At 71.2% G+C, this 24,140-nt stretch carries 22 protein-coding genes; 11 read left to right on the top strand and 11 right to left on the bottom strand.

Annotation, left to right across the window (positions count from 1 at the left end):
• Window positions 1-255: 255 nt before the first annotated feature.
• Window positions 256-1,893: a ribosomal protection-like ABC-F family protein gene (abc-f, locus tag QSK20_RS26985; RefSeq protein ID WP_285791420.1), complete on the top strand. Its 1,638-nt coding sequence runs from the start codon at window positions 256-258 to the stop codon at window positions 1,891-1,893.
• 84 nt (window positions 1,894-1,977) lie between these two features.
• Here abc-f and QSK20_RS26990 read toward each other — a convergent pair whose 3' ends face one another.
• From QSK20_RS26990 to QSK20_RS27005, 4 genes are all read right to left on the bottom strand, one after another.
• Window positions 1,978-3,012, bottom strand: coding sequence for a hemolysin family protein (locus tag QSK20_RS26990; protein ID WP_285791421.1), 1,035 nt, complete (start codon window positions 3,010-3,012; stop codon window positions 1,978-1,980).
• A complete protein-coding gene (locus QSK20_RS26995) occupies window positions 3,009-4,352 on the bottom strand; it encodes a hemolysin family protein (RefSeq protein WP_285791422.1) in 1,344 nt (447 codons plus the stop codon). The genes QSK20_RS26990 and QSK20_RS26995 overlap by 4 nt, the downstream gene beginning before the upstream one ends.
• 185 nt (window positions 4,353-4,537) lie before the next feature.
• Window positions 4,538-5,635 (bottom strand): sporulation protein, encoded by a 1,098-nt coding sequence (locus QSK20_RS27000; protein WP_285791423.1) that lies wholly within the window; start codon window positions 5,633-5,635, stop codon window positions 4,538-4,540.
• A gap of 207 nt (window positions 5,636-5,842) precedes the next feature.
• Window positions 5,843-7,153 carry a hemolysin family protein gene (locus QSK20_RS27005; protein WP_285791424.1) on the bottom strand — a complete coding sequence of 437 codons (1,311 nt, stop codon included), beginning with the start codon at window positions 7,151-7,153 and terminating at the stop codon, window positions 5,843-5,845.
• A 125-nt stretch (window positions 7,154-7,278) separates the two neighbouring features.
• On the opposite strand from QSK20_RS27005, the gene QSK20_RS27010 reads away from it, so the two are divergent.
• Window positions 7,279-8,319 (top strand): sodium:calcium antiporter, encoded by a 1,041-nt coding sequence (locus QSK20_RS27010; RefSeq protein WP_285791425.1) that lies wholly within the window; start codon window positions 7,279-7,281, stop codon window positions 8,317-8,319.
• Between the two features lie 20 nt (window positions 8,320-8,339).
• Here QSK20_RS27010 and QSK20_RS27015 read toward each other — a convergent pair whose 3' ends face one another.
• Window positions 8,340-9,284, bottom strand: coding sequence for an SDR family oxidoreductase (locus tag QSK20_RS27015; protein ID WP_285791426.1), 945 nt, complete (start codon window positions 9,282-9,284; stop codon window positions 8,340-8,342).
• Window positions 9,285-9,481: 197 nt separating this feature from the next.
• Here QSK20_RS27015 and QSK20_RS27020 point away from each other — a divergent pair, with 197 nt between their 5' ends.
• A complete protein-coding gene (locus QSK20_RS27020) occupies window positions 9,482-10,321 on the top strand; it encodes a helix-turn-helix transcriptional regulator (protein WP_352232317.1) in 840 nt (279 codons plus the stop codon).
• Between the two features lie 10 nt (window positions 10,322-10,331).
• On the opposite strand, the gene QSK20_RS27025 is transcribed toward QSK20_RS27020, so the two are convergent.
• Together QSK20_RS27025 and QSK20_RS27030 are read right to left on the bottom strand one after the other, a co-directional pair.
• Complete coding sequence (locus QSK20_RS27025; protein ID WP_285791427.1) at window positions 10,332-10,748, bottom strand: Atu4866 domain-containing protein; 417 nt, start codon at window positions 10,746-10,748, stop codon at window positions 10,332-10,334.
• 1 nt (window position 10,749) lies between these two features.
• A complete protein-coding gene (locus tag QSK20_RS27030; protein WP_285791428.1) occupies window positions 10,750-11,472 on the bottom strand; it encodes an SDR family oxidoreductase in 723 nt (240 codons plus the stop codon).
• Window positions 11,473-11,569: 97 nt separating this feature from the next.
• Between QSK20_RS27030 and QSK20_RS27035 the strand changes: the two genes are divergently transcribed.
• Entirely contained in the window at window positions 11,570-12,421 is an 852-nt protein-coding gene (locus tag QSK20_RS27035) for a helix-turn-helix transcriptional regulator (RefSeq protein WP_285791429.1), read from the top strand.
• Window positions 12,422-12,464: 43 nt separating this feature from the next.
• Here the strand turns inward: QSK20_RS27035 and QSK20_RS27040 are convergent, their stop codons facing one another.
• Complete coding sequence (locus QSK20_RS27040; protein WP_285791430.1) at window positions 12,465-13,676, bottom strand: sensor histidine kinase; 1,212 nt, start codon at window positions 13,674-13,676, stop codon at window positions 12,465-12,467.
• A 90-nt stretch (window positions 13,677-13,766) separates the two neighbouring features.
• On the opposite strand from QSK20_RS27040, the gene QSK20_RS27045 reads away from it, so the two are divergent.
• The 7 genes from QSK20_RS27045 to QSK20_RS27075 all read left to right on the top strand — a co-directional run bounded on the left by QSK20_RS27045 (window position 13,767) and on the right by QSK20_RS27075 (window position 19,450).
• Entirely contained in the window at window positions 13,767-14,996 is a 1,230-nt protein-coding gene (locus tag QSK20_RS27045; protein WP_285791431.1) for a sensor histidine kinase, read from the top strand.
• Window positions 14,997-15,174: 178 nt separating this feature from the next.
• Window positions 15,175-15,822, top strand: a complete 648-nt coding sequence (locus QSK20_RS27050) for a response regulator (RefSeq protein ID WP_285791432.1) — start codon at window positions 15,175-15,177, stop codon at window positions 15,820-15,822.
• 147 nt (window positions 15,823-15,969) lie between these two features.
• Window positions 15,970-16,707: a hypothetical protein gene (locus QSK20_RS27055; protein ID WP_285791433.1), complete on the top strand. Its 738-nt coding sequence runs from the start codon at window positions 15,970-15,972 to the stop codon at window positions 16,705-16,707.
• A 147-nt stretch (window positions 16,708-16,854) separates the two neighbouring features.
• Window positions 16,855-17,034 (top strand): hypothetical protein, encoded by a 180-nt coding sequence (locus QSK20_RS27060; protein WP_285791434.1) that lies wholly within the window; start codon window positions 16,855-16,857, stop codon window positions 17,032-17,034.
• An 87-nt stretch (window positions 17,035-17,121) separates the two neighbouring features.
• Window positions 17,122-17,541, top strand: a complete 420-nt coding sequence (locus QSK20_RS27065; RefSeq protein ID WP_285791435.1) for a peptidase inhibitor family I36 protein — start codon at window positions 17,122-17,124, stop codon at window positions 17,539-17,541.
• Window positions 17,542-17,748: 207 nt separating this feature from the next.
• Entirely contained in the window at window positions 17,749-18,282 is a 534-nt protein-coding gene (locus QSK20_RS27070) for a SigE family RNA polymerase sigma factor (RefSeq protein WP_285791436.1), read from the top strand.
• Complete coding sequence (locus tag QSK20_RS27075) at window positions 18,269-19,450, top strand: hypothetical protein (RefSeq protein WP_285791437.1); 1,182 nt, start codon at window positions 18,269-18,271, stop codon at window positions 19,448-19,450. Before QSK20_RS27070 ends, QSK20_RS27075 begins: the two co-directional genes overlap by 14 nt.
• Before the next feature lie 239 nt (window positions 19,451-19,689).
• Here QSK20_RS27075 and QSK20_RS27080 read toward each other — a convergent pair whose 3' ends face one another.
• From QSK20_RS27080 to QSK20_RS27090, 3 genes are all read right to left on the bottom strand, one after another.
• Window positions 19,690-20,346, bottom strand: a complete 657-nt coding sequence (locus QSK20_RS27080; protein ID WP_285791438.1) for a response regulator — start codon at window positions 20,344-20,346, stop codon at window positions 19,690-19,692.
• Complete coding sequence (locus tag QSK20_RS27085) at window positions 20,343-21,446, bottom strand: sensor histidine kinase (RefSeq protein WP_285791439.1); 1,104 nt, start codon at window positions 21,444-21,446, stop codon at window positions 20,343-20,345. The genes QSK20_RS27080 and QSK20_RS27085 overlap by 4 nt, the downstream gene beginning before the upstream one ends.
• Before the next feature lie 99 nt (window positions 21,447-21,545).
• Window positions 21,546-23,762, bottom strand: coding sequence for an MMPL family transporter (locus tag QSK20_RS27090; protein ID WP_285791440.1), 2,217 nt, complete (start codon window positions 23,760-23,762; stop codon window positions 21,546-21,548).
• Between the last annotated feature and the right edge of the window lie 378 nt (window positions 23,763-24,140).

Genomic DNA, 24,140 nt, shown 5'->3' on the forward strand with positions numbered 1-24,140 from the left:
CGGAGCGACGGATCGGCCCTGTCGACGGATGGGATCGCGCGGTACCGGCGGATCCCACGGTTGCTAGGCTGGCACTGCGGCGGAGACCGCAGCGAGGAAACCAGGGAGCAGATCATGGTTACGGGGGACGACGACATCTCGGGGTGAGCGGCCCCACCGCCCGCCGGCCGGCGCCGGGGCGGTCTGTCTCGTCATGCTCCTGTCTGCCCGACCGGGGCGCCTGTCGCGTTCCCGGCTTCTCCCCGAGGTCTTTCGATGTCCGACGCCTGCGTCATCTGCACGAACCTGTCCTTCTCCTGGCCGGACGACACCCCGGTCTTCTCCGACCTCTCCTTCACCGTGCCGCCGGGTCGCACCGGTCTGGTGGCGCCGAACGGTGCCGGCAAGACCACCCTGCTCCGCCTGATCGCCGGTGACCTCACCCCCACCGGGGGCACCGTGACGATCGACGGCATGCTCGGCTACCTGCCGCAGAACCTTCCCCTCGCCGGTGACCTGACCGTCGCCGAGGTGCTCGGTGTCGACGCGACACTCGCGGCGCTACGGGCCATCGAGGCGGGCGACGCGGCGGAGGAGCACTTCACTGCCGTCGGGGACGACTGGGACGTCGAGGAGCGCAGCCGGGCCGAACTCGACCGGCTCGGCCTCGGTGACGTGACGTTGGAGCGACGCCTGCGCACGCTGAGCGGCGGGCAGGTGGTCTCCCTCGGCCTGGCGGCCCAACTGCTCAAGCGTCCGGACGTGCTGCTGCTGGACGAGCCGACCAACAACCTCGACATCGACGCCCGGCACCGGCTGTACGCGGTACTGGCGGACTGGCCCGGGTGCCTGCTGCTGGTCAGCCACGACCGGCTCCTGCTGGACCGGATGGACCGGATCGCCGAACTCGACCGTGGCGAGGTGCACCTGTTCGGCGGGAACTTCACCGCGTACGAGGAAGCGGCGCGGACGGCGCGCGAAGCGGCGGAGCGCGGCGTGCGCAGCGCCGAGCAGGAGGTGAAGCGGGAGAAGCGGGAGATGCAGCAGGCCCGGGAGCGGGCCGACCGGCGGGCCGGCAACGCCGCCCGCAACCTCGGCAACGCCGGCCTGGCCCGGATCGTCGCCGGTGGGCTCAAGCGCAGCGCCCAGGAGTCGGCCGGTCGGGCACGGCAGGCCCACGCCAACCGGGTCAGCGAGGCCCAGGCCCGGCTCGACGAAGCCAGCCGGTCGCTGCGCGACGAGCAGGTTCTCACCCTGGAGTTGCCCGACACCACCGTTCCCGCCGGCCGCACCGTCGTCGCGGCGGAACGGATGCAGCTCCGTCACGGCGGCCGGCCGGTCTTCGCCAGCGACGGTGTCGACCTGACCATCCGGGGGCCGGAACGGATCGCGTTGACCGGGCCCAACGGCGCCGGCAAATCCACCCTGCTACGACTGCTGCACGGTGATCTCGAACCGGACACCGGGCAGGTGCGCCGCGCCGAGGGCCGCGTCGCCTACCTCTCCCAGCGCCTGGACCTGCTGGATCCGGACCGGACGGTCGCGGAGAACTTCACCGCGTACGCCCCCGACCGGCCGGAGGCCGAGCGGATGAACCTGCTGGCCCGCTTCCTGTTCCGCGGCGCCCGGGCGCATCTCCCGGTCGGCGCGCTCTCCGGTGGCGAACGGCTGCGCGCCACCCTCGCCTGTGTCCTCTACGCGCAGCCGGCGCCGCACCTGCTGCTGCTCGACGAACCCACGAACAACCTCGACCTGGTCAGCGTGGGCCAACTGGAGAGCGCCCTCACCGCGTACCGGGGTGCGTCCGTGGTGGTCAGCCACGACGAACGGTTCCTCGCCGACATCGGCGTACAGCGGTGGCTGCGCCTCGACGGCGGCCACCTACGCGAGATCCCCGCGCCGGACGGCGTGTGACCGCCGACGAAAGCGACGCCACGGCGTCACCGTGGCCTGTTCCGGGGGCCGGGCAGCCTCCGGAACAGGCCACGGGACCCGTCGTCAGCGGGTGGTCGCGTCCTGTACCTCGCCGACGAGTTCCTCGATGATGTCCTCGAGGAAGATGACGCCGGTCACCTCTGCCCGCTCGTCGAGGACCTGGGCGATGTGGGTACCGCTCCGACGGAGCGCGGCCAGGGCGTCTTCGAGTTCGCTGCTGCGGGGTACGGCAGCGAGCTTGCGGACGCGTTTGCCCGGAACGGCAGCGGTGTAGGCGTCGCCGGTCAGGTCCATGACGTCCTTGATGTGCACGTACCCGCTGGGTCCACCGTTGTCGGTGAGCAGGTAGCGGGAGTACCCGTGCACGGCGACGGCCTGCTGGATCTCCGCCGGAGTCACGGTCATCGGTAGCACGACCAGGTTCCCGAGGGGGACCTCCACGTCGCCGACGGTCTTCGCGGTGAACTCGAAGGCTGCGGTCAGCGTCCCCGAACCGTCGACGAGCACGCCCTCACGGGTCGACTGCTTCACGATGGTCGCCACCTCGTCCAGGTTGTAGGTGCTGGTGGCCTCGTCCTTGGGCGTCACCCGGAAGAGTCGGAGGATGCCGTTGGCGACCCCGTTCAGGCTCCAGATGATCGGCTTGAAGATGCGGGCGACGAACACCAGCGGCGGAGCGAGGACCAGTGCCGCCCGGGTCGGCACGGAGAACGAGATGTTCTTCGGGACCATCTCGCCGAACACCACGTGCAGGAAGGTGACCAGCACGAGCGCGACGGCGAAGGCGAGGACGGTGACCGCCTCGGGTGAGAGCGGAGTGTTCGCGAGCGGGATCTCCAGCAGGTGGTGGATGGCCGGCTCGGAGACGTTCAGGATGAGCAGCGAACAGACGGTGATGCCGAGCTGGCTGGTCGCCAGCATGAGGGTGGCGTGCTCCATGGCCCAGAGCGTCGTCTTGGCGGCCCGGCTCCCGGCCAGGGCCTTGGGCTCGATCTGGGAGCGCCGCGCGGAGATCACCGCGAACTCCGCGCCCACGAAGAACGCGTTGACCACCAGCAGGACGACGAGCCAGACGATGCCGGGCAGGTACTCGCTCATCGGATCTTCTCTTCCGTACGGTCCGCGTCGTGCCCGGCCTCAACCGGCGTCCCGGTGGGGTGGAACCTCAGTCGGTCGGCCTGAACCCCGTGGAGGTGCTCCACGCGCAGGACCCCGCCCTCGATGGCCACCTCGTCGCCGACCTCGGGGAACCGGTTGAGGCGGGCGGTGACGAAGCCGGCCACCGTGTCGTAGTCGTCGTCCTCCGGGACCGTGATCCTGGTCCGCTCGAACAGCTCGTCGGGGCGGAGCGAGGCGTCGAACACGATCGACTCACCGCGCCGCAGCACGACGGTGCGGGCGCGGTCGTGCTCGTCCTCCAGGTCACCGATGATCTCCTCGACCAGGTCCTCCAGGGTGACGATGCCGGCGGTGCCGCCGTGCTCGTCGTAGACGACCGCGAACTGGAGTCCCCCACCCCTCAGGGCGGGCAGCAGCGCGTCGAGGTCCATCGTCTCGGGTACCCGCAGCGGCTCGACCATCAGGTCACGGGCGCGGACGTCGTCCCGACCGGCGGCCGGGACGGCGAAGGCGTGCTTGACGTGCAGCACCCCGATGAGGTCGTCGATGTCCCGGCCGACGACCGGGAACCGCGACAGGCCGGTGGTCACGGACCGGGAGATGATCTCGCTGGCGGTCGTGGTGGCGTCGACCGCCGTCATCCGGACCCGGGGGGTCATGACGTCCGAGGCGTCCCGGTCGGAGAAGCGCAGCGTGCGGTCCAGCAGGGTGGCGTGTTCCGGGTCGAGCACACCGGCTCGGGCGGAGTGCCGCAGCAGCGCGCTCAGCTCCTCGGCGGTTCGTGCGGCGGACAGCTCCTCCTTCGGTTCGATGCCGAAGGCACGGATCACCGCGTTGGCGGTGTTGTTGAAGAGCACGATCACGGGTTTCAGGACGGTGGTGAACAGGGCCTGGAACGGCACCACGACCTTCGCCGTCTGGCGGGGCACCGCAAGCGCGAAGTTCTTCGGCACGAGTTCGCCGATCACCATGGAGAAGAGCGTCGCCAGGAGGATGCCGACGACCGCTCCGACCGCAGGGACCGCCGTTTCCGGCACACCGGCGGCCCCGAGCGGGTCGGCGAGCAGCGCGCTGACCGCCGGCTCGAAGGTGTACCCGGTGAGCAGGGTGGTCAGGGAGATGCCGAGCTGGGCGCTCGACAGATGCGTCGACGTGATCTTCAACGCCGCGATCGTCGGGCCCAGCCGGCGCTCACCACGTGCCTGGCGCGCCTCGAGGTCCCCCCGGTCGAGATTGACCAGGGCGAACTCGGAGGCGACGAAGAGACCGGTGCCGACGGTGAGCAGCAGCCCGATCCCCAGCAGGATCCACTCGTTCATCGATCAGCCCCTGCCGATTGGGCCGCCACTTCGGCGGCCTCGACGATCAGGGGCCAGGGACTATGGGAAGGAAGATCGTTCATAAGACGCCCGAGGTTAGCCCGCCCGGCTGGGAACAAGCTGTGCAGCACGTCCGCGATCCGGCGACCGTCGGGTGGGCCGACCGGAGACCTCGGCCGGGATGCTCAGCCCTCCTCGTCGCCGCCCTCGTCGTCGCCGAAGGAGTCGAAGACCTCGTCGGCGACCATACCGCCGGCGAAGCCGAGGGCCACGCCGCCGACCACGCCGGCGGCGACCGCGCCCATGCCGGGCCCACGCCGCTCGTGGTGCTCCTCGTAGTGGTCGCCCGGGTGGCCGTGGACCACGTGCCCGTGTCCCGGAGCACCGTAGCCGGGCTGACCGTAGCCCGGCGGCGGGTAGCCGGGGGTGCCGTAGCCCGGCGGCGGGTAGCCGGGGGTGCCGTAGCCCGGCGCGGGTGGGGCGTAACCGTGGCCGGCGTGCAGGCTCTGGTAGCCGTCCAGGGTCTGGCGGACCCAGGTGTCGACCTGCGCGGTCCAGTCGACGCGGTCGGCGTCGGCGTGCGCGACGTGATGGCGGCCGAACGAGTCCTGGCCACCGGTGAAGAGGCCGCCACGCTTGTCGAACTCCAACACGACGTCCACGCCGTGTTCGTTGGCGACGAAGGTCAACTCGACCTCGTTGACGCCGTGGGCGTACTGCGGGGCGGCGTAGTACTCGATCTCCTGGTAGAACGGCAGGCTCTGGTGCACACCGAGGAGGTGCCCCCGCTCCAGGTCGGCCCCCTTGAACTGGAAGCCGAGCCGGCCGAACGCCTCCAGGATGCGCTCCTGCACCGGCAGCGGGTGCACGAACACGGGATCGAGGTCACCCTTGTCGACCGCGCCGCGGATCGCCACCTCGGTGCGCAGGCCCATGGTCATACCGTGCAGGTTCTGCCCGTACAGGTCGGTCACCGGGGTCTCCCAGGGCACCGCGACCTGGAGCGGTAGCGACAGGTGCTGCCCCTCACGCAGGTGCAGGCCACCGGCGACCTGGACGCGGTGGAACTCGACGAGGGCGTCGTACTCCTCCTCCGCGCCCTCCATCTCCACCCGGGTGACCAGACCGACGGTGATGTGGTCGATCTCCACATCGTGGCTGCCGCCGGTCAGGTTCACCTGTCCGTCGAGCACCAGCCCGGGACGGACGTTCGGATTGGACAGGACCGCATCGACGCTGGGGCCGCCCACCCCGAACGCGCCCAGCATCTTCTTGAACACCACGAGCCTCTTCTCCCGACGGCAGCAACACGCGACGCCCGGCGCCGCAGGAGTCCCACGGAGCACCTGCGCCACGACGAGCTGCGACGACATCCACAATGGATGCGCCGTGGCGGGAAACTAACAACGCCACCTGGCAGGAAGCTGAGTACGTTCGGGCGGTGACCGCCGCGTGTGCCACGGGACGGGTCGTGACCCGGGCCCCGACGGTCAGGCGCGCGCGTCTTCCTCGTCGGCCTCGTGATCCTGCGGGGGCGGGACACGCAGGCGTACGCGGGTGATGGCCCGGCCCGTCACCTCCACCACCTCGGCCGTCAGACGGGGCAGCTCCACCATCTCACCCGGGCGCTTCGGAATGTGTCCGAGGTGGGCCAGGACCAGCCCCGCCACCGTCGTGTAGTCGCCCGATTCGAGGGTGCCCTCGTCGAGGTCGACTCCCACGTCCGGCAGGTCGTGCAGCGGAAATCCACCCGGTAGCAGCAGCGACCCGTCCGTGTCCCGGACGGCGGACTGCACGTCCCGGTCGGTCTCGTCGTAGATCTCGCCGACGATCTCCTCGACCAGGTCCTCCATCGTGACGATCCCGTCGATCGCGCCCCGTTCGTCCACGACGAGGGCGAACTGCTGCCGCTGCGCACGCATCTCCCGGATCGCCTCGGTCACCCGCAACGTCTCCGGCAGGTACAGCGGCGGGCTGGCGTGCGCGACGACCGGGCCGTCCTGGTCGAGCAGGTCCCGCAGGTGCACCACGCCGAGCGTGTCGTCCAGGCCACCACGGCCCACCACCGGGGCCCGGGTCTGCCCCGACCCGCCCAGCTCCCGCAGCGCCTGCGGCGCGGACAGCGACGCCGACAGGGTGACCACGTCCCGGCGCGGGACGAGGATCTCCCGCAGGATGCGCTCGGCGACCTCGAACGCTCCTGAAATGATCATCCGGTGCTCGGGGGTGAGGTTGCGCTGCGCGGCGACCATGTCCCGCAGTTCCTCGGTGGTGACCTCCTCCCGTCGCGCCCGGGGGTCACCGCCGGTCAGCCGCACCACCGCGTCGCTGGCCTTGCTCAGCAGCCACACCGCCGGACGGGAGAACGCCGACAACGCGTCCAGCGGACGGGCGACCAGCAGTGCCCAACCCTCCGCGCGCTGCATCGCGATCCGCTTCGGCGCCAGCTCGCCGAAGACCAGCGTGACGAAGGTCAACAGGATCGTCACGATCACGATCGCGACCGGCTCCGCCGCCGATCCCAGGAACCCCAGCGGGCCCACGAGGGGTGCCGCGAGGGACACCGCCGCAGCCGCCGAGGCGAGGAAACCGGCCAGGGTGATGCCGATCTGGATGGTGGCCAGGAACCGGTTCGGGTCCCGGGCCAGCCTCGCCAGCACCCGGCCGCCCCGGGAGGTCCGCTCCAGGCGCTGGAGCTGGCTTTCCCGCAGCGACACCAGGGCCATCTCGCTGCCCGCGAACACCGCATTCACCAACACCAGTACGAGCACCAGCGTGACCTGCACGCCATAGCCGCCCACGGCCTGTTCGACGCCTCCCTTGTCCGGACCGTCCGGAAGCACCAACGGTAGTGGCTGCCGCCTGCCGTCCCGGCCAGGCCGACAAAAGTAGGCATCAACCGTTTCATTCCGGGAACGGACGGCAGGTGCCGGACATCACGGCCCTGCCCTGGCCCCTGCCCTGGAGCGTCGGCGTGTTCGTCGCCGCCGGAGCGATCACCGTCGCGGGCAGCATCCGCCTGGCAGGACTCGGGGACGCCCTCGCCGACCGCACCGGGTGGGGCGAGGCCCTGTTCGGCGTGGTGTTCTTCGGTGTCGTCACGGGACTCTCCGGCATCGTCATGACCATCGTCGCAGCCGGCAGCGGCGAGGCGGGGCTGGCCTACGGCAACGCCGTCGGCGGGATCGCCGCGCAGACCACCGCCGTGGCCGTGGCCGACGCCTTCCACCGCCGCGCCAACCTCGAACACGCCGCCGCGTCGCTGTCGAACCTGCTGTCCGGAACTCTGCTCATCGCGCTCCTCGCTCTCGCCCTGCTCGCCAGCTACACCCCCGAGGCCACCGTCGCCGGCGTCCACCCCATGTCAGGCGTCCTCGTCGCCGCGTACCTGGGCGGGCTCATGCTGATCCGCCGCGCCGGCGCGCAACCCATGTGGCAGGCCATCGCCACCGACGAGACCCGGCCCGACATCCCACACACCGACAGCCCGCTCAACCAGCGTCCCCTGCCCTGGTTGTGGACCCAGTTCGCGATCGTCGGCGCCACCGTCGCCGGCGGCGGGTGGCTCGTCGCCCACGCCGCCGAGAGCCTCGTCGAGGTCACCGGGCTCACTACGGGATTCGTCGGCGGCGTGCTCATGGGAATCGTCAACGCCCTGCCCGAAACCGTCACCGCCATCGCCGCGGTGCGCCGTGGCGCCGTCACCCTCGCCATCGCCGCCGTGATCGGCGGGAACCTCCTCGACGTGCTCACCCTCGTCGCCGGGGACGTCGCCTACCGCCACGGATCGATCTACCACACCGCCGGCAGCGACGAGCTGCTGGCGACCACCACCAGCCTGTTCATGACCGCCACCCTGCTCGGCGGGCTGCTCATCCGGCAGACGTGCGGCTGGGGACGCCTCGGCTTCGAAGGCGTCCTGCTCCTGGCCAGCTACGCCGCCATGACCGCCATCCTCGCCCGGTAGCGAGAACGCCGCCCCGATGGTCAGGCCGCGACGAAGGCGGTCCTGGTGAGCCGCTCGGAGACCTGCCAGACGCGCTGGGCCTCGTCGGTGCTGCGCAGTGGCGGATACATCCGCTGCTCGGAGGGCGGGCCGCCGAGGTTGCCGGGGCCGCCGGGCCCGTAGAGGACGCCGGCCTTCGCGCCGGGGTCGGTCGCGGCCAGGAGCGCGGGCAGCTTCGCGCTCTCGACGGTGCCCAGCAGGATGCCGCGAGCGGACAGGGCCCGGATCAGGCGGATCTGGGGGACGTCCTGGCTGCGGCCGAGTTCGGGGCGGGCGGCCAGAAGGCTGGTGGGGGCCACCCCGGGGTGGGAGAGGTTGCTGGTGATGCCCCAACCGTGCGCCCTGCTGCGGCGGTCCAGCTCCAGGCCGAACAGCCCGAACGCGATCTTCGACTGACGGTAGGCACGCATGCCGTCGTACGAGCGGTCCCAGTTCAGGTCGTCCCAGTTGATACGGCCGCGACGCGCGGCGATGCTGACCTGCGAGGTCACCCGGGCAGCGCCGGCGCGCAGCAGCGGGAGGAGCCGGGCGACCAGCGCGAAGTGGCCGAGGTGGTTGGTGCCGAACTGCAGCTCGAACCCGTCGGCCGTGGTCTGCCGGTTCGGCGGTCGCATCACGCCCGCGTTGTTGATCAGAATGTGGATCGGGTGGCCCTCCTCGCGCAGGGCGTCGCCGAGGGCCGCGACCGACTCCAGCGAGGACAGGTCGAGGCTGCGCAACGAGACCTTCGCCCCGGGGACGACCTGCCGGATCGTGGTGATCGCGGTCTCGCCCTTGCACGGATTGCGGACGGGCAGGATCACCTCGGCACCGGCCGCGGCCAGTCGTGCGGCCATTCCCAGGCCCATCCCGTCGCTCGCGCCGGTGACGACGGCGCGCTTCCCGGACAGATCCGGGACGGTGATGTCGATCGGGGTACGTGGCATCGGCCTACGCCTTCCATCTGGTTGTCCAGGACATCGGGTGACGCCATCGATCGTCGGTTGAAGGCGGGACGGTAACCACGGCCTACCGATCACAGGCTCGCCAGGTCCCCCTCCGGCCCGGACGGGGGGATCGGCGGGCCGTGGCTACCTGTATCTCCGGGCGGTAGAAACGAGGCAGCACTCGAAGGGGGAGCGTCGTGATCGATCGCACCGGGCTGGCGGAGTTCCTCCGCAATCGGCGTGCGGCACTGCAACCGGAGGACGTCGGTCTGCCGCGCGGGCAGCGTCGCCGGACGGACGGGCTACGGCGCGAGGAAGTCGCCTCGTTGTGCCACATGTCGGCCGACTACTACTCCCGGCTCGAACGGGAACGCGGCCCTCAGCCGTCACACCGGATGCTCGCCGCGATCGCCCAGGGCCTGCACCTGTCGATCGACGAACGCGACCACCTGTTCCGTCTCGCCGGCCACAACCCGCCCCCGCGGGGTGCCTCCAACGACCACATCAGTCCCGGCCTGCTACGGGTGCTCGACCGTCTGGACGACACCCCCGCCGAGATCATCACCGAGCTGGGCGAGACCCTGCGGCAGTCCCCGATGGGCGTCGCGCTCACCGGGGACACGACGCGGTACACCGGCCCGGCCCGCAGCGCGGGGTACCGGTGGTTCACCGACCCCGCCGTCCGGGAGTTCTACGCGCCCGAGGAGCACGCGTTCCTGACCCGGATGTACGCCTCGGGGCTGCGCGAACTGGTCACCCTCCGGGGCCCCGACTCCCGGGCGGCGCACCTGGCCGAGCTGCTGCTGGCCCGCAGTGAGGAGTTCCGGCGGGTCTGGGACGACCACGAGATCGGGATACGTCCGCACGAGGTCAAGCACTTCGTCCACCCCGAGGTCGGGGCGCTGGAGCTGAACTGCCAGCGGCTGGTGGACCCGGGCCAGGCCCACTCGTTGATGGTCTACACCGCCGTGCCCGGCAGCGAGAGCTACGAGAAACTCCGGATGCTCTCCGTCATCGGCGCGCAGACGCTCCGCTGACGTCCACCCGTCACCTCTGCTCGGCAGCGGCCCGCCGGTGGGCAGCGCTGCCCTCGCGGTAGAACAGGTAGCCGCCGTGGTGCAGGACATCGCCCTCGAAGCGGCCGTCGGCGGTGAACCCGCTGTCGTCCCAGTAGTCGATGTGCTCGCCGGTCACCTCGTACCGGCCGGTGTAGGCGCTGTCCCGTTGGCCACGCGCCTCGTCGTACCGGCCGTCGGCGAGCAGCTCCTGCCGGATGTGGTTGTCGGCGGTCACCCACATCCCCACGTACGGGTGTGTGGTCCCGGTGGCCGGGGGCCGCGCCTGCGCGGTGGACTGTGCGGGCTGTGGCGCGGACGGTGTCTCCGCCCCGCAGGCGGTGAGCGCCACGGTCGCGCACACGGCGGCGGCCGCCCCGGACAACCTGCTCCGCTCGGTGCCGGCCATGTCAGCCCCGCTGCCGGGCCGGGCGGATGATCATCTCGTTGACGTCGACGTCCGCCGGCTGGTCGACGGCGAACGCGATCGCGCGGGCGATCGCGTCCGGCGGGATCGAGTCCTTGCGGTACTCCTTCATCGCCGCACGGGCGACCGGGTCGCTGATCGTCTCGGCCAGTTCGGACTCGACGACGCCGGGCGTGATCGTGGTGACCCGCAGGCTCGGGTCGGACTCCAGTCTCAGGCCCTCGGTGATCGCCCAGGCCGCGAACTTCGTCGCCGAGTACACCGCGGAGGTCGGCACCACCTCGTGGGCGCCGACGGAGGCGACGGTGATCAGGTGGCCGCTGCCCTGCCGGCGGAAGACCGGCAGGACGGCCGCGATGCCGTGCAGCAGGCCCCGCACGTTGACGTCGAGCATCCGGTCCCACTCGTCCACCAGCAGTGCGTCGAGCCGGGACAACGGCATCACGCCCGCGTTGTTGACGAACACGTCGACCCGCCCGAACTCGGCGACCGCGCTGTCGACGAACGCTCCGACGTCGCTCCGGTCGGTCACGTCGAGCTGCCGTACCCGGATGTTGTCGTGGCGTCCGGCGAGCGCGGCGAGCCGCTCCCGACGCCGGGCGCCCGCGACCACGTGATGCCCCTCGCCGGCCAGGCGCAGTGCGACCGCCTCGCCGATTCCGCTGCTCGCGCCGGTGACCAGAATGACCTTCGTGGTGGATTCCATGGATCCACCTTCCGGGTTCCGGTGGCCGTCAGGCAGGGTGTGTCGCACCCAGGCTGACCGTCCCGGCAACCGGTCGTCCCGGGGTTATGTTGGGGCCATGGACCGCACCAATGCGCTCGGCGAGTTCCTGCGTGCCCGGCGTGAGATGACCAGCCCGGAGGGGGCCGGGATCATCTCTTCGGGCCGACGCCGGACCCCGGGTCTGCGGCGGGAGGAGGTCGCCCAACTGTCCGGGGTCAGCACCGACTACTACACCCGGTTGGAGCAGGGGCGGGAGCAGCACCCTTCCGAACAGGTGCTGGACGCCCTGGCCCGCACCCTGGGATTCGATTCCGAGGAGCTGGCACATCTGCACCTGCTGGCGCGGGCCAGCCGTGGTCCCGTCCGCAGGAGTACCCGCGAGACGGTCCGGCCGAGCCTGCTGCGCCTGATGGACGGCTGGCTGCACACCCCCGCGCTGGTCATCGACCGCAGGATGGACGTGTTGGCCGGCAACCGGCTGGGACGTGCCCTGTTCGCCAAGGTGTTCGAGTCGGACGAACCCAATCTCGTCCGGTTCGTCTTCCTCGACCCGGCGGCTCGTTCCTTCTACCCCCGTTGGGCGGAGGTCGCGCAGTCCAGCCTCGGCGCGCTGCGCGCCGCCGCCGCCGACCTGCGCAACGACGCCCGGCTCATCGATCTCGTCGGGGAACTGTCCCTGAAGAGCCCGGAGTTCGGCCGGCTGTGGGCCCGCCACGACGTACGGGGCAAGGCCCACGAGGCGAAGGTGTTCCACCATCCCGAAGTCGGCGAACTGACCCTCACCTACGATTCGCTCAGCGTGGACGGTGCGACGGGCCAACAGTTGATCGTCTATCAGGCCGAGGCCGGCAGCCAGTCGGCGCAGGCCCTGGCGCTGCTGGGAACGGTGGCCGCCGAACTGCCCTGGTCATCACCGGTACCGCGCTAGACCGGCACGGTGCCGCCGGTGCTGGTTCCACCGGCCCGGGAATTCAGTGCCTGATCTCGGTCGCCCGCAGCGGCACGTCGGCGAGCACCTGCCAGCCCCCACCGGGCAACCGGCCCGCCTCGAACCGGCCGCCGAGCAACTCCACCCGCTCCCGCATGCCGACCAGGCCGTAACCGCCGCCCCCTGATCTTCTCGGCCGGTCGGTGTGTCGGCCGTCGTCCCGCACCTGCACCCGGGCGGCCCCGCCGCCGGCTCGTACCGTCGCGGTGATCTCGTGGGCGCCGGTGGCGTACCGCCGCGCGTTCGTCACCGACTCCTGGACCAGCCGCAGCACCGTGGTCGCGACCTCCGCCGGTACGGTCTCGGCGAGCTCCACCGTCAGGCGGACCGGAGTGCCGCCTTCCGGAGTGGCCGTCACCGCCTGCAGGTCGGCGACCAGGTCCGTGGTCAGCGTCGCCGGTTTCCCGCTCTCCCCCTCGCTGCCCTCGCTGCTCTCGCGCAGCATGGCGACCATCCGCTGCATCGCCGACAGGGCGTCCGTGCCGGCACGCTCGATCACCGGCAGTACCCGCGCGGGCGCGCCGGGATCGGGCACCGCCACCGCCTGCGCCGCCTGGGCCTGCACCACCATCCCGCCGATGTGGTGCGCCACCACGTCGTGCAACTCCCGGGCCAGGGCGACCCGCTCCCGCAACCGGGCCGCGACCACCACCGCCTGCATCTCGCGCGAATGTTCGGCGTCGCGCGCCCGCAGGTACCACCCGGCGAGGATGGCCACGACCGGCAGGACCGCGTTCCAGCCCAGGTCCTGGGGAGAGTCCGGGTGCTCCGGCCGCAGGACACGGACCGCGAGACAGCTGAGCAGGAGCAGTCCCACGAGGCCGGTGGCGGTGGACCTGGGTGACCGGCGGACCACGGCGACGACGACGGCCAGGACCGCGGCGACCTCGGCGGCCAGCAGCCCGCCCGCGGCCGAGAGGACCGGGACGCCGGCCAGCCGCATCACCGCCGACCACACCAGCAGGACCACCGAGACACCCAGGCCCGCGACGACCGGCCAGCGGGACGCCAGCAGCGCGAGGGCACACAGGGCGAGGGAACTCGGCAGCTCCCACTGCTGGCCGTAGTGCGTCAGCTCGCTCGCCGCCGCTCCGTCCAGGGCCAGCGCGAGCACGAGCAGCCCGGCCAGGGGCCACTCCCAGGTGATCAGGCCTCGCCAGTCGAGCTTCACGGTGCCACCAAGCAGTCCTCGCACCGGTCCGGATCCCGGCAGCCGCAGGGGACGATAGCGCAGCAGCCGGTCGGGTCCGGTGACGATGAGCCGTACGCGAGGGTGACCCGTACTGTGTCCGACGTCCTCCCCGACAGTGTGGAGGCGCTGCGGGTTGGTGAGAAGACTGTGGTGATGGCACCGGTGCTGCGGCAGTGGCCGTCGGCTGTCCTGCTGGTGGTCCTGGCCCTGCTCGACGTGCAGTTCTCGATGGAGCTGGGAGCCGCGGGCCAAGGGTGGGTGGCGCCGGGCGTCGTCGCGATGGCGGCCATGGCGCTGCTGGCGCAGGCGCGGCCGGTCACCGCGACACTGGGTGCCGTGGCGACGCTCGTCGTCTCGTCGGCGGTTCTGCGGGTGGTCGGCGCCGAGATGCTGGCGGGCCTGGCGGTGACCGAGTTCGGCGCGTTGGCGGTCATCATCGTGGCGGTGGCCCGCCGGGTTCGGGCGGTCGTGGCGACCGGGCTCGTCGGGTTGCTCCTGGCCACCGCCGTGGCGGCGGCACGGCTCCGGCCGGACTACTGGTCGCTGCCCGACGGGTCGGTGCCGGAGCCGTGGTGGAGCGTGTCGCTGTCGGGAGTGGCGATGGCGGTGCTGCCGGCGGCGTACGGGTGGTATCTGCGGGGTCGTGACCGGGAGCGGGCCCGTGCCAGCCGGGCCGCGGTGCTCGCGGCACAGCGACGTGAACGGCTGCGCCTGGCGCAGGAACTCCGCGACGTGGTGGCGCACCAGGTCGGCACGATGATGGCGCAGGCACGTGCCGCGCAGGTACTCTCCGCGACGGACCCCGGTGCGGCGGCCCGGGTGCTGCCGGTGATCGAACGCTCCGGTATCGAGGCGCTGTCCGCGATGCGTCGCCTGGTCGCCGCGCTGCGCGACCGCGAACAGGGCGAAGGCCCGGCGCTGGCACCGCTGGCGCGGACCACCGACCTGGCGGCCGACCTGCGGGCGATGACGTCGGCCGGCAGTCCGCCGGTACGACTGACGGTCGACCTGGCCGAACCGGTGGCCGACGAGGTCGCGACATCGGTGCTGCGCCTCGTGGAGGAGTCGGTCACCAACGCCCGGCGGCACGCCGCCGGGGCACGGGAGATATCGGCATCGGTACGGACGGAGCAGGGGACCGTCCGGGTCGAGGTCCACGACGACGGGAAGGCCACCACGGCGGTCCGCCGGCACCGCAGTGGCTTCGGGCTCGTCGGCCTGCGGGAGCGGGTTCACCTGCTCGGTGGCCGGTTCACCGCCGGCCGTACGACCGGTGGCTGGCGGGTGACCGCCGACGTGCCGCTGCGCCGGGTCGGGCGGTAGGCACGGGCATCGCCGTACCAACCCGTATCATTCGTGCTCGATCGGCGGGTATCTCCGTTGACATCAGGGGTACGGCCGGCGGGAACGGGACGACTGTCGTGGTGGTGTCGTGCGCGGTTCGCCGGGGCAGGCCTGCGGACGGTGGCCGGCGGCGTCACCAGGACGGGGACGGTAGGCAGTGCGGGTCTTGATCGCCGATGACCAGGAGCTGATGCGGGTCGGGTTCCGGATGATCCTGGAAGCCCAGCCGGACATCACCGTGGTGGCCGACGTCGCCGACGGGCGGGCAGCGGTCGAGGCGGCACGCCGGCTGCGCCCGGACGTGTGCGTGCTGGACATCCGGATGCCGAACCTGGACGGACTGCAGGTCACCCGGCTGCTCGCGGGTCCCGACGTGGCCGACCCGATCGCCGTCGTCGTCATCACCATGTTCGACGACGACGAGTACGTGGACACCGCCCTCCAGTACGGAGCGAGCGGCTTCCTGCTCAAGGACTGCGGACCGGCCCTGCTGGTCGAGGCGGTGCGGGCGGCCGTACGCGGCGACGCACTGGTGGCGCCACAGGTCACCGTCCGGCTGCTGCGTCATTTCCGGCACCGGCCGCTGCTCCGGACGACCGCACCGGCGGAGGCCCTGACCGACCGGGAGAACGACGTCGTACGGGCGGTGGCACGGGGACTGACCAACCAGGAGATCGCGGCCGAGTTGTTCGTCGCGGTCTCCACCGTCAAGACCCACCTGGCTGCCGCGCAGTCCAAACTCGGCGTACGCAACCGCGTCGAGGTCGCATCCTGGGCGTGGCGCGCCGGTCTGGTCCACGCCTGACAGTTCCGCGGCGGGACCCCCCGAGCCTGACGCCCGCACGCCTCCACCTTTCGGAGGAGGCGCGGGGCCGGAAATCCGCCCAGCGCCGAGCCGGTGCCGGCTCGCGGAGGGAGGGCATCGCGGCCGTCGTTCGGCAGGCTCTACGGCATGAACCCGACACCGCTGTACGAGGCAATCCGACCGGGCCAACGGCGGATGCGTCACACCCGTTCGTTCGTCATCGGAGCTGTCCTCGCCGCCACCACCCTGCTCACCGCCTGCACCAGCGACCAGGGCACGGCCGGAGCAACGTCGCACACGTCCGCACCCGCCACGTCCGCCCCGGCCGGGTCGCCGTCTGCCCCGGCGTCCTCCGACGAGACCTCGACCGCACCGGCCCCTGCCGCACCGACCGGAAGGACGGCTCCCACCCCGGCCAGGCCGACGGCCGGGGCGAAGGTCACCTCGGATCTGTCCGGGCTCGGCATCACCGGCATCAGGGCCGGCAAGAGCGTCCTGATCGACGTCGCCGACGACGGCGTGGACCGCTTCCTCCAGGTGGGCCAGGCAGGGGTCGACTTCACCGGGACCGGCCGGACGGACTCCACGATGATGTCCCTCCACCCGGCCACGGTGTCGGCGAAGAACCGGGTGGTCATCAAGCCGCCGTTCTGGAACGAAGAGATCGGCGGCGGGTACTGCGTCGCGGACACCCCTGGTGCCGCCCTGAAGCTGGAGAACTGCCAGGACGGAAAGGCGTCGCAGGTCTGGCGGGTGGCCCTGGCCGGTGACTCCGGCCTGTTCGAACTGCACGGCGCCTACGGCGTCGTCAGCGTCAAGGACGGCCGTATCACGACCTCCGGGGACGGGAGCACCACCTTGCAGGTCCTGCCGTACGCCGAGTGACGGCTTCCGGGGGCTCGCCTGTTCGTCGACGCTCGCGCCGCCGCTGCGATGCGCTGCCCCGGCTCCACACCATCACCGGCCGATTCCTCCGCACCGCTCGCAGAGTTCGGCGCTGCGGTACGCCCGCCTGAAGGAAAGAAGCAGACAATGGGATTCTCGGTTTATCTGGCGCTGTTCGCGGTAGCCGCGTCCGCAGCCGTGTTCGTCGTGTCCCGCAAGCGCCTGGGTCTCGGTGCTGCGTCCGGGCTGTCGGTTCTCACCTTCCTGGGCATCGCCGCAGCCTCGGTCCTGTGGGTGCAGGTGGCCATCGGCAACATGGACGGCTGAACGTCACGATTCGGCAATCGAGGTTCAGCTTGGCAGGAAAATGATTGTGACACCCGCCAGTCTGGCGCGGAAGAAAAGGAGTGTGGCATGTCGGGTAACGTTGCGGGGTCTGGGCTGGACTGGCTCAGGAGGATCGCCGCCGCCGGAGCGGCAGTCACCCTGGCGACGGTCGGGGTCGTGACGGTTCACAGTTCGCCAGCTCAGGCCCACTTGCAGGACTGCCCGGACAACTACGTCTGCATCTGGGGAGACGCAAATTACCAAGGACGATACCTGTTCGTCCCGCACGTCGCAGTCATGTCGAACATCGGCAGCTTCATGAACGACCTGGCGTCCTCGTACTGGAACAGAACGCCGACCGGAATGTGCTTCTACCGCCACACGAACTTCACCGGCCACGATTCATTGTATGTTCACCCGGGCCAGTCGATTCCCCGCGACCAGTGGTCCACCAACGACACCATCAGCTCGTTCCGGCCGGCGGCCACCAATGACGACTGCGTATGACACGCCGGAGCGGTAGGCCCGACGTGCCACCGCTCCCGGCGGTCATCCCACAGTGGTGGGTCCGCCTCGAAGGGAACGGCACCATGCGGAACAAGGTGATCCGGGTCGGCAACAGCACCAGGGATGTGGCACCCGTCACACCGCCTTCTGGTGCAACCTTCTTCGCGGCTGCCACCGTTCCACCTCCGTCGAAGGGGGCAGGCGATCTTGAATGCCGAGGAAGAGGAAGGGTTCCGTCAGTTCGTCGCGGCCCAGTATGGCCCGCTGCGCAAACTGGCGTACCTGACTTGCGGTAACTGGCACACGGCGGAAGATGCCGTGGGCAACGCCCTGGCCAAGCTGTACCCGCGCTGGCGCAAGCTCGACCGTCCTGACCTGTACGCCAAGACGATGGTGTACCGGGCCGCGGTCGACGAGACCCGCCGGCCGTGGCGCCGGGAACGCTCCGCCGGTGACGAGATGCCGGATGTCGCCCTGCGCGACCCGGCGGCTGCCACCGACGAGCGGATCCGGGTTCAGGCCGCTCTGCGTGCCGTGCCCCGCAAGCAGCGGGCCGCTCTGATCCTTCGCTACTACCTCGGGATGACTCTCGAGGAGAGCGCAGCGGTCATGGGGGTCTCCGTCGGCACCGCCAAGAGCCAGACGTCGCGGGGGCTTTCCCGCCTCCGTGAGGTTCTGGCCACCGAGAACATCGACCTGCAGGTCGCCGATGTCAAGGAGTTGTCCCGTGCGGTTGCATGAGGTGGTGGATCTGGCGACGTCGAACGCGCCGCCGGACCGGAACACGATCGACGAGATCGTCGGTAAGGGCCGCAGGGCGCAGCGTCGCCGGCGGGCCGGCTTCGCCGGTGCGGGCGCGGCGCTCGCCGTGGCCGCGGTGACTGCGGCGGTCGCCCTTCCGTCGATCTTCGGGGGTACGGGTCAGAGCACGGTCATCGACGCGGCGGCGCCGTCGACCGTCACCCAGCGGGCCGACACGGTCAAGTGGGAGTACCCGGCCGACCCGTTCCAGTTCACGTTCGGTGCCTTCGAGGTCGGCCGTTGGAAGGTGGCGGCACCGGTCGTGGCGTCGACGTCGTACCAGATCGCGTCGGTGTACCTGGACGGCCGGACCACGAACGACAAGGCGATCACCGAGGAAGAGACCGCCCGGATCGGCGACAGGCCGAAGAAGGGCGGGCCGGGCGCCACGCCAGAACCGACGATCTACGCGTACCTGGTGCTGTACCGGCCGGGCGCGTTCAACCCCGCCGGACTGGCCGGAGCCACCAGACTGACCGTCGACGGCAAGGAGGCGTACCAGGTCGACGGCCCGGGCAACGGCGGTATGACCCGCCGGACGCTCGCCTGGTCGTACGACGCGGACGCGTGGGCGGTCCTGTCGACGCACTCGAACTCCGGGCAGGACCCGTCCGACACGGAACTCCAGAAGATCGTCGCGGGCCTCAAGCCCACCAAGGCCACCCCGGCCAAGCTGCCGTTCACGCTCGACTACGTCCCGGCCGGCTACCAGCCCGTCGAGCTCGGCTCGCACGCCATGTCCGGTCTCAACGGCATCGCGGCCGCCCGGAACGGCGACTACGGTGGCGCGATCTTCGCGAACCCGGCACCGCCCACCACCGGCCTCGTCGAGCCGTACGGCGGCGTCGACGGCAGAAGCCTCCCCGGCAGCTTCCAGATCTTCGTGGTGCCGTCGAAGAACTCCAACCAGACGACCGGCGACACGACGATCAAGTGCGGCAACGGCTTCTGCACCCACCGCAGCAAGGACGGCAGGACCAGCATCCAGGTCGCGAGCGACGGACGCCTCTCCGACGCCGAGATGACCAAGATCCTCCAGGGCCTGAAGCTGAGGAACGTGAAGAACGACTCCACCTGGGCGGACGCGGCCACCGCGCTCGTCAGGTGATCGTCGTCTGACGAAACGGCCGGGCCTCGCGGCCCGGCCGTTTCTGTTTACAGGTCCGGAAGACCCACCAACCGGCGGCGCTTCCCCGGACCCCAACACGAAGCTGAGTGACGTGGGAGTATCCGGCCCGGTCGACGCCGTGGCGCAGAGCACACCAACGACGAGCTGTCGTCGCCCAACGAGGTGTCAGGAGTGTGTTGGGACCGGCGCGAGCGGCGTGCCACGCCCCCGATCAGCGGCTATCCGCGGGGCTGTACGACGCCCGCGTCGTAGGCCATGACGATCGCGGCCGCGCGGTCCCGGGCCCCGAGCTTGCTGAAGACGGCGCCCACGTGGGTCTTCACCGTCGTCTCCGCCAGGAACAGGCCGTCGGCGATCTCCCGGTTGGAGGCGCCACGGGCCATCAGCCGCAGCACCTCCAGTTCGCGCTCGGTCAGGGCGGCGACGCGGCTGTCCCCGCTGCCGGACCTCGGCTGGCGCAGCTTCCGGAACGTCGCCAGCATCGGGCCGAGCAGCGTGCCATCGATCCAGGTGCCGCCGGCCGCCACGGTCCGGACCGCCTCGATGAGGTTCTCCGGCGTCGCGGACTTCAACTCGAACCCCGCCGCCCCGGCATCCACCGCCGACCAGAGCACGTCCTCCTCGCCGAAGGTGGTCAGCACGCAGACCGGGGGGCCGCCGGCCGCGCGTACCCGGCGGGTCGCCTCCACCCCCGAGACACCGGGCATCTTGACGTCCATACAGATGACGTCGGGCCGGTGCGCGGCGACGGCCGCCGGCACCTGGTCGCCGTCGCCGCACTCACCGACCACCTGCATGTCCGGCTGGCTGCGCAGGATCAGACCGAGCCCGGCGCGGACCAACGGCTGATCGTCGACCAGCAGTACCCGGATCACGAGGTCACTCCCGCCAGGCGGCGCGGCAGGCTCACGTCGACGATCCAGTTCCCGGCCTGCGCTCCGGCCCGGAACACGCCGTCGATGGCGCCCACCCGGTGTTCGAGGCCGGTCAGGCCCAGGCCGGAGCCGGCCGGGGCGACGCCGAGGGCGTTCTCGATGCGGAGCGCAACCTCGGCGGGGCCGACGTCGATGCGGACGGTCACCTCGGGGGTGCGGGCATGTTTCGCCGCATTCGTCAGTGCCTCGCGCAGAACGTCGCAGAGCACCATGCGCGGCGCCGCCGAGACGCCGTCGAGGGCGCCGTCGACGACGAGGTCGACCCGCATGCCGGCGTCCCGGTAGCTCGCCACCAGCCGATCCAGGTCGCCCGCCTCGCCCGCCGTCGGCGCGGGCGAACCCTCGTGCATCAGCATCAGGGCCTGGCGCAGTTCGTCCATGCCCTGCCGCCCCACCGCCTCGGCCTCGCGAAGGGCCTCGGCCGCCGCATCGGGAGAGGAGTTCAGGATCATGCGGGCCCCGGAGAGGTGCAGCAGGACCACGCTGAAGCTGTGGCCCACCAGGTCGTGCAGGTCACGGGCCATCCGCTGGCGGTCCTCGGCGACCGCGGCCTCGGCCAGCCGGGTCCGGGTGCGATCGAGTTCGGCGATCAGCATCCACTGCCGGCGGACGACGTGGCCGAAAGCCAGGCCGACGAGGAGCCCGCCGAACCAGAGCCAGGCGCCGATCCGCCGGTGCCAGTCGCTCGCCTCGAACAGCAGCGGGAAGAACGGCGACGCCATGGTGACGCCGATCGCCACGGTGTCGAGCCGGCTGCGGCGGCCTGCGGCGACGACCGCCAGCGCGGCGGTCACGGTGAGATAGGTGGTCTGGGTGACCTGGAACGCCTCCCCGACGATGGTCGGGACGGCGACCCAGGCCAGCAGCAGCCAGCCGGGCATGTTCGGCCAGCAGGCCCGCACGACCAGCGCGGGAAAGAGGGCGAGCGCCAGGACCCAGCCCCACGACTCGGCGTAGGCGAAGGTGAGCACCCCGGCGCCGAGGCCGAGCATGGCGGCCGTCGCGGCGAACCGGTCGCGACTGCGCAGGGGCGAGGGCATGCGTGCAATATAGGACAGGTCCATCAGAGTTCCTCCGCTCGTTGCAGACGGCCCGGCACCGCCCCGGGTGCGGGGCGGCGCCGGCCGGATGGACCGAGGTCAGCCCACCGGTTCCAGTTGACGGACCTCCCGCTCGGTCGTGGTGGAGAGGGTGCCGCCGGTCTCGTCGAGCCCGGCCTTGTCGTGCAGCCTGCGGGCCCACGCCGGCGCCCACCAGTTGGCCCGGCCGGCCATCTTCATCAGCGCCGGCACCAGCGTGGCCCGGATGAGGAACGCGTCGATCAGCACCGCGAGGCCGAGGCCGAGGCCGAACATCTTCATGAAGGTGATCCCGGCGGTACCGAACGCGAAGAAGGTGATCGACAGCACCAGGGCGGCGGCGGTGACGATCGGGCCGGTACGGGCGATGCCGGAGACGATCGCGACGCGGTTGTCGCCCGTCCGGTCGTACTCCTCCTTCATCCGCGCCAGCAGGAACACCTCGTAGTCCATCGAGAGGCCGAACGCGACGGCGAGCATCAGCAGCGGCATCGAGACGTCGGTGAGCCCGGTCGGGGTGAAGTTCAGCACCTCGGAGAGGTTGCCGTCCTGGAAGATCCAGACCATCACGCCGAGCATGGCGGTCAGGTTGAGCGTGTTGAGCAGGATCGCCTTGAACGGCACCAGGAGGCTGCCGAACATCAGGAACAACAGGGCGAACGTCGCCACGACGATCCAGAGCGCGGCCCAGGGCGCGACCGCCGTGATGCCCGCCTTGGTGTCCACGAGTTCGGCGGTGCTGCCACCGACCAGGGCGTCGAACGGCGCGTCGATGGCCCGCAGGTCGTGCACGACCGCCTCGGCCTCGATCGAGATCGGCTGCACCGCCGGGATCACCTCCAGCCACTCGCCGGCGTCCGCGGCGTACCGACCGGCGTCAGGGGCGGGGCCGGCGGTGCGTTGCCCGCCTGCCCAGGTGCCGTAGCGGGTGTCGACCTCGGTGACGTTGCCGATCCGCGAGGCCGCTGCGGCGTACGCCTCGATCTCGCTCTGGTTCCTGGTCCCCTGGATGACGACGGGCAGGGCCTCGTAGCCGAAGTCGCGCTGCGCTGCCTCGGTGGCCTGGCGCGCCGCGACGTCGGCGGGCAGGACCCGGGCGTCGGGGTTGCCGAACCTGGTGCCCAGCACGGGCGCGGAGAGCAGCAGCAGGACCGCGACCGCCGCACCGGTGACCAGGCCGGGCCGGCGCAGCACGCCCTCGGCGACGGCCGCCCAGCGGCGCGAGCCGCCCTCGGCGTCGCGGCGCATGCCGGGCAGGCGCCACGCATCGACCCGGTGACCCAGCAGCGCCAGGACCGCGGGCAGGATGATCACCGAGGCGAGGACCGCGACGAGCACCACGCCGACCCCGGCATAGGCGAACGAACGCAGGAAGAACATCGGGAAGGCGATCAGCGACAGCAGCGCCACGGCCACGGTCACCCCGGAGAAGACGACCGTACGACCGGCGGACTCCACCGTCCGGATGGTGGCCAGCCGCGGGTCGTGACCCGCCCTGAGCTCCTCACGGAACCGGGAGACGATCAGCAGCGAGTAGTCGATCGCCAGGCCGATGCCGAGCGCCGTGACGAGGTTGACGGAAAACACCGACACGTCGGTGAACTGCGCGAACGCCCACAGTACGAAGAAGGCGCCGAGGACCGCGGCCCCACCGACGAGCAGCGGGAGCAGTGCCGCCACGACCCCGCGGAACACGACCAGGAGCAGCAGCAGCGTCAGGGGAATCGCGATCAGCTCGGCGCGTACCAGGTCCTCCTCAAGGCCGTGGCCGAGCGCCGCGTCGACCGCCGCAGCCCCGCCGACCTGCACGGTGACCGCGCCCCGGTCACCCTCGATGCTGTCCTGCACCCGGGCGACGGTGGCCTCCACGTCCGCCTCCGAGCCGCCGGCACGCGCCATCACCAGTGCCGACCCGCCGCTCTCGGAGCGCAACGGTGGTGGCGAGCCGAGCAACCAGTAGGAGGTCACCTCGTCGATGCCCGCCGTCGCGGCGAGATCGTCGGACAGCGCCCGACCTGCGGCCGCCGCCTCCGGGGCGTCGACATCACCCCCCTCCGCCGTGACGACGAGCAGGAGGTTGGGCGACCCGGCACCGAGTTCCTCCTCCAGGATCACCCGGGCCCGGGCCGAGTCGGACGACGGGTCGTCGAAGCCGCCGTTCTTCAGGGCCGTGAAGGCGCCGCCGCCGAGGATCGCGGTCAGCACGACCACGGCGAGCGACACGAACAGGGTCAGTTTGGTCCGCCGGACGACGAGTCTGCCGAGTGCGGTGAACATGTGAGCCTCCCCGCGGCCCGGGGATTCCGGGCCTTACGAGAGGAAATCCTGTCGACGGCGGGCCGTGAAGTCGTCGGAGCGCAGTGCCGTTGCCCCCCTGCCCCGGACGGAGATCACGGCCGCCTCCTCCTACCACGGTAGGAGGCTCCCCGACTCCGACCCGACGCCGTACGGGGAAAGGCAGACCGGACCGGCGGGTCAGTTGATCCGGCGGGGGCCACGGATCACATAGGCGGCAGCACCGGAGGCCGCGACGAGCACCCGAACATCCACAAGGGGTAGAGCAAACTAAGGGGTCTGACTGCCGTTTCGGCAGGTCAGACCCCTTGCTACCTTGCGCGCCCGAAGGGACTCGAACCCCTAACCTTCTGATCCGTA

The sequence above is a fragment of the Micromonospora sp. NBRC 101691 genome (genome assembly GCF_030269285.1).
Classification (GTDB): Bacteria; Actinomycetota; Actinomycetes; order Mycobacteriales; family Micromonosporaceae; genus Micromonospora; species Micromonospora echinospora.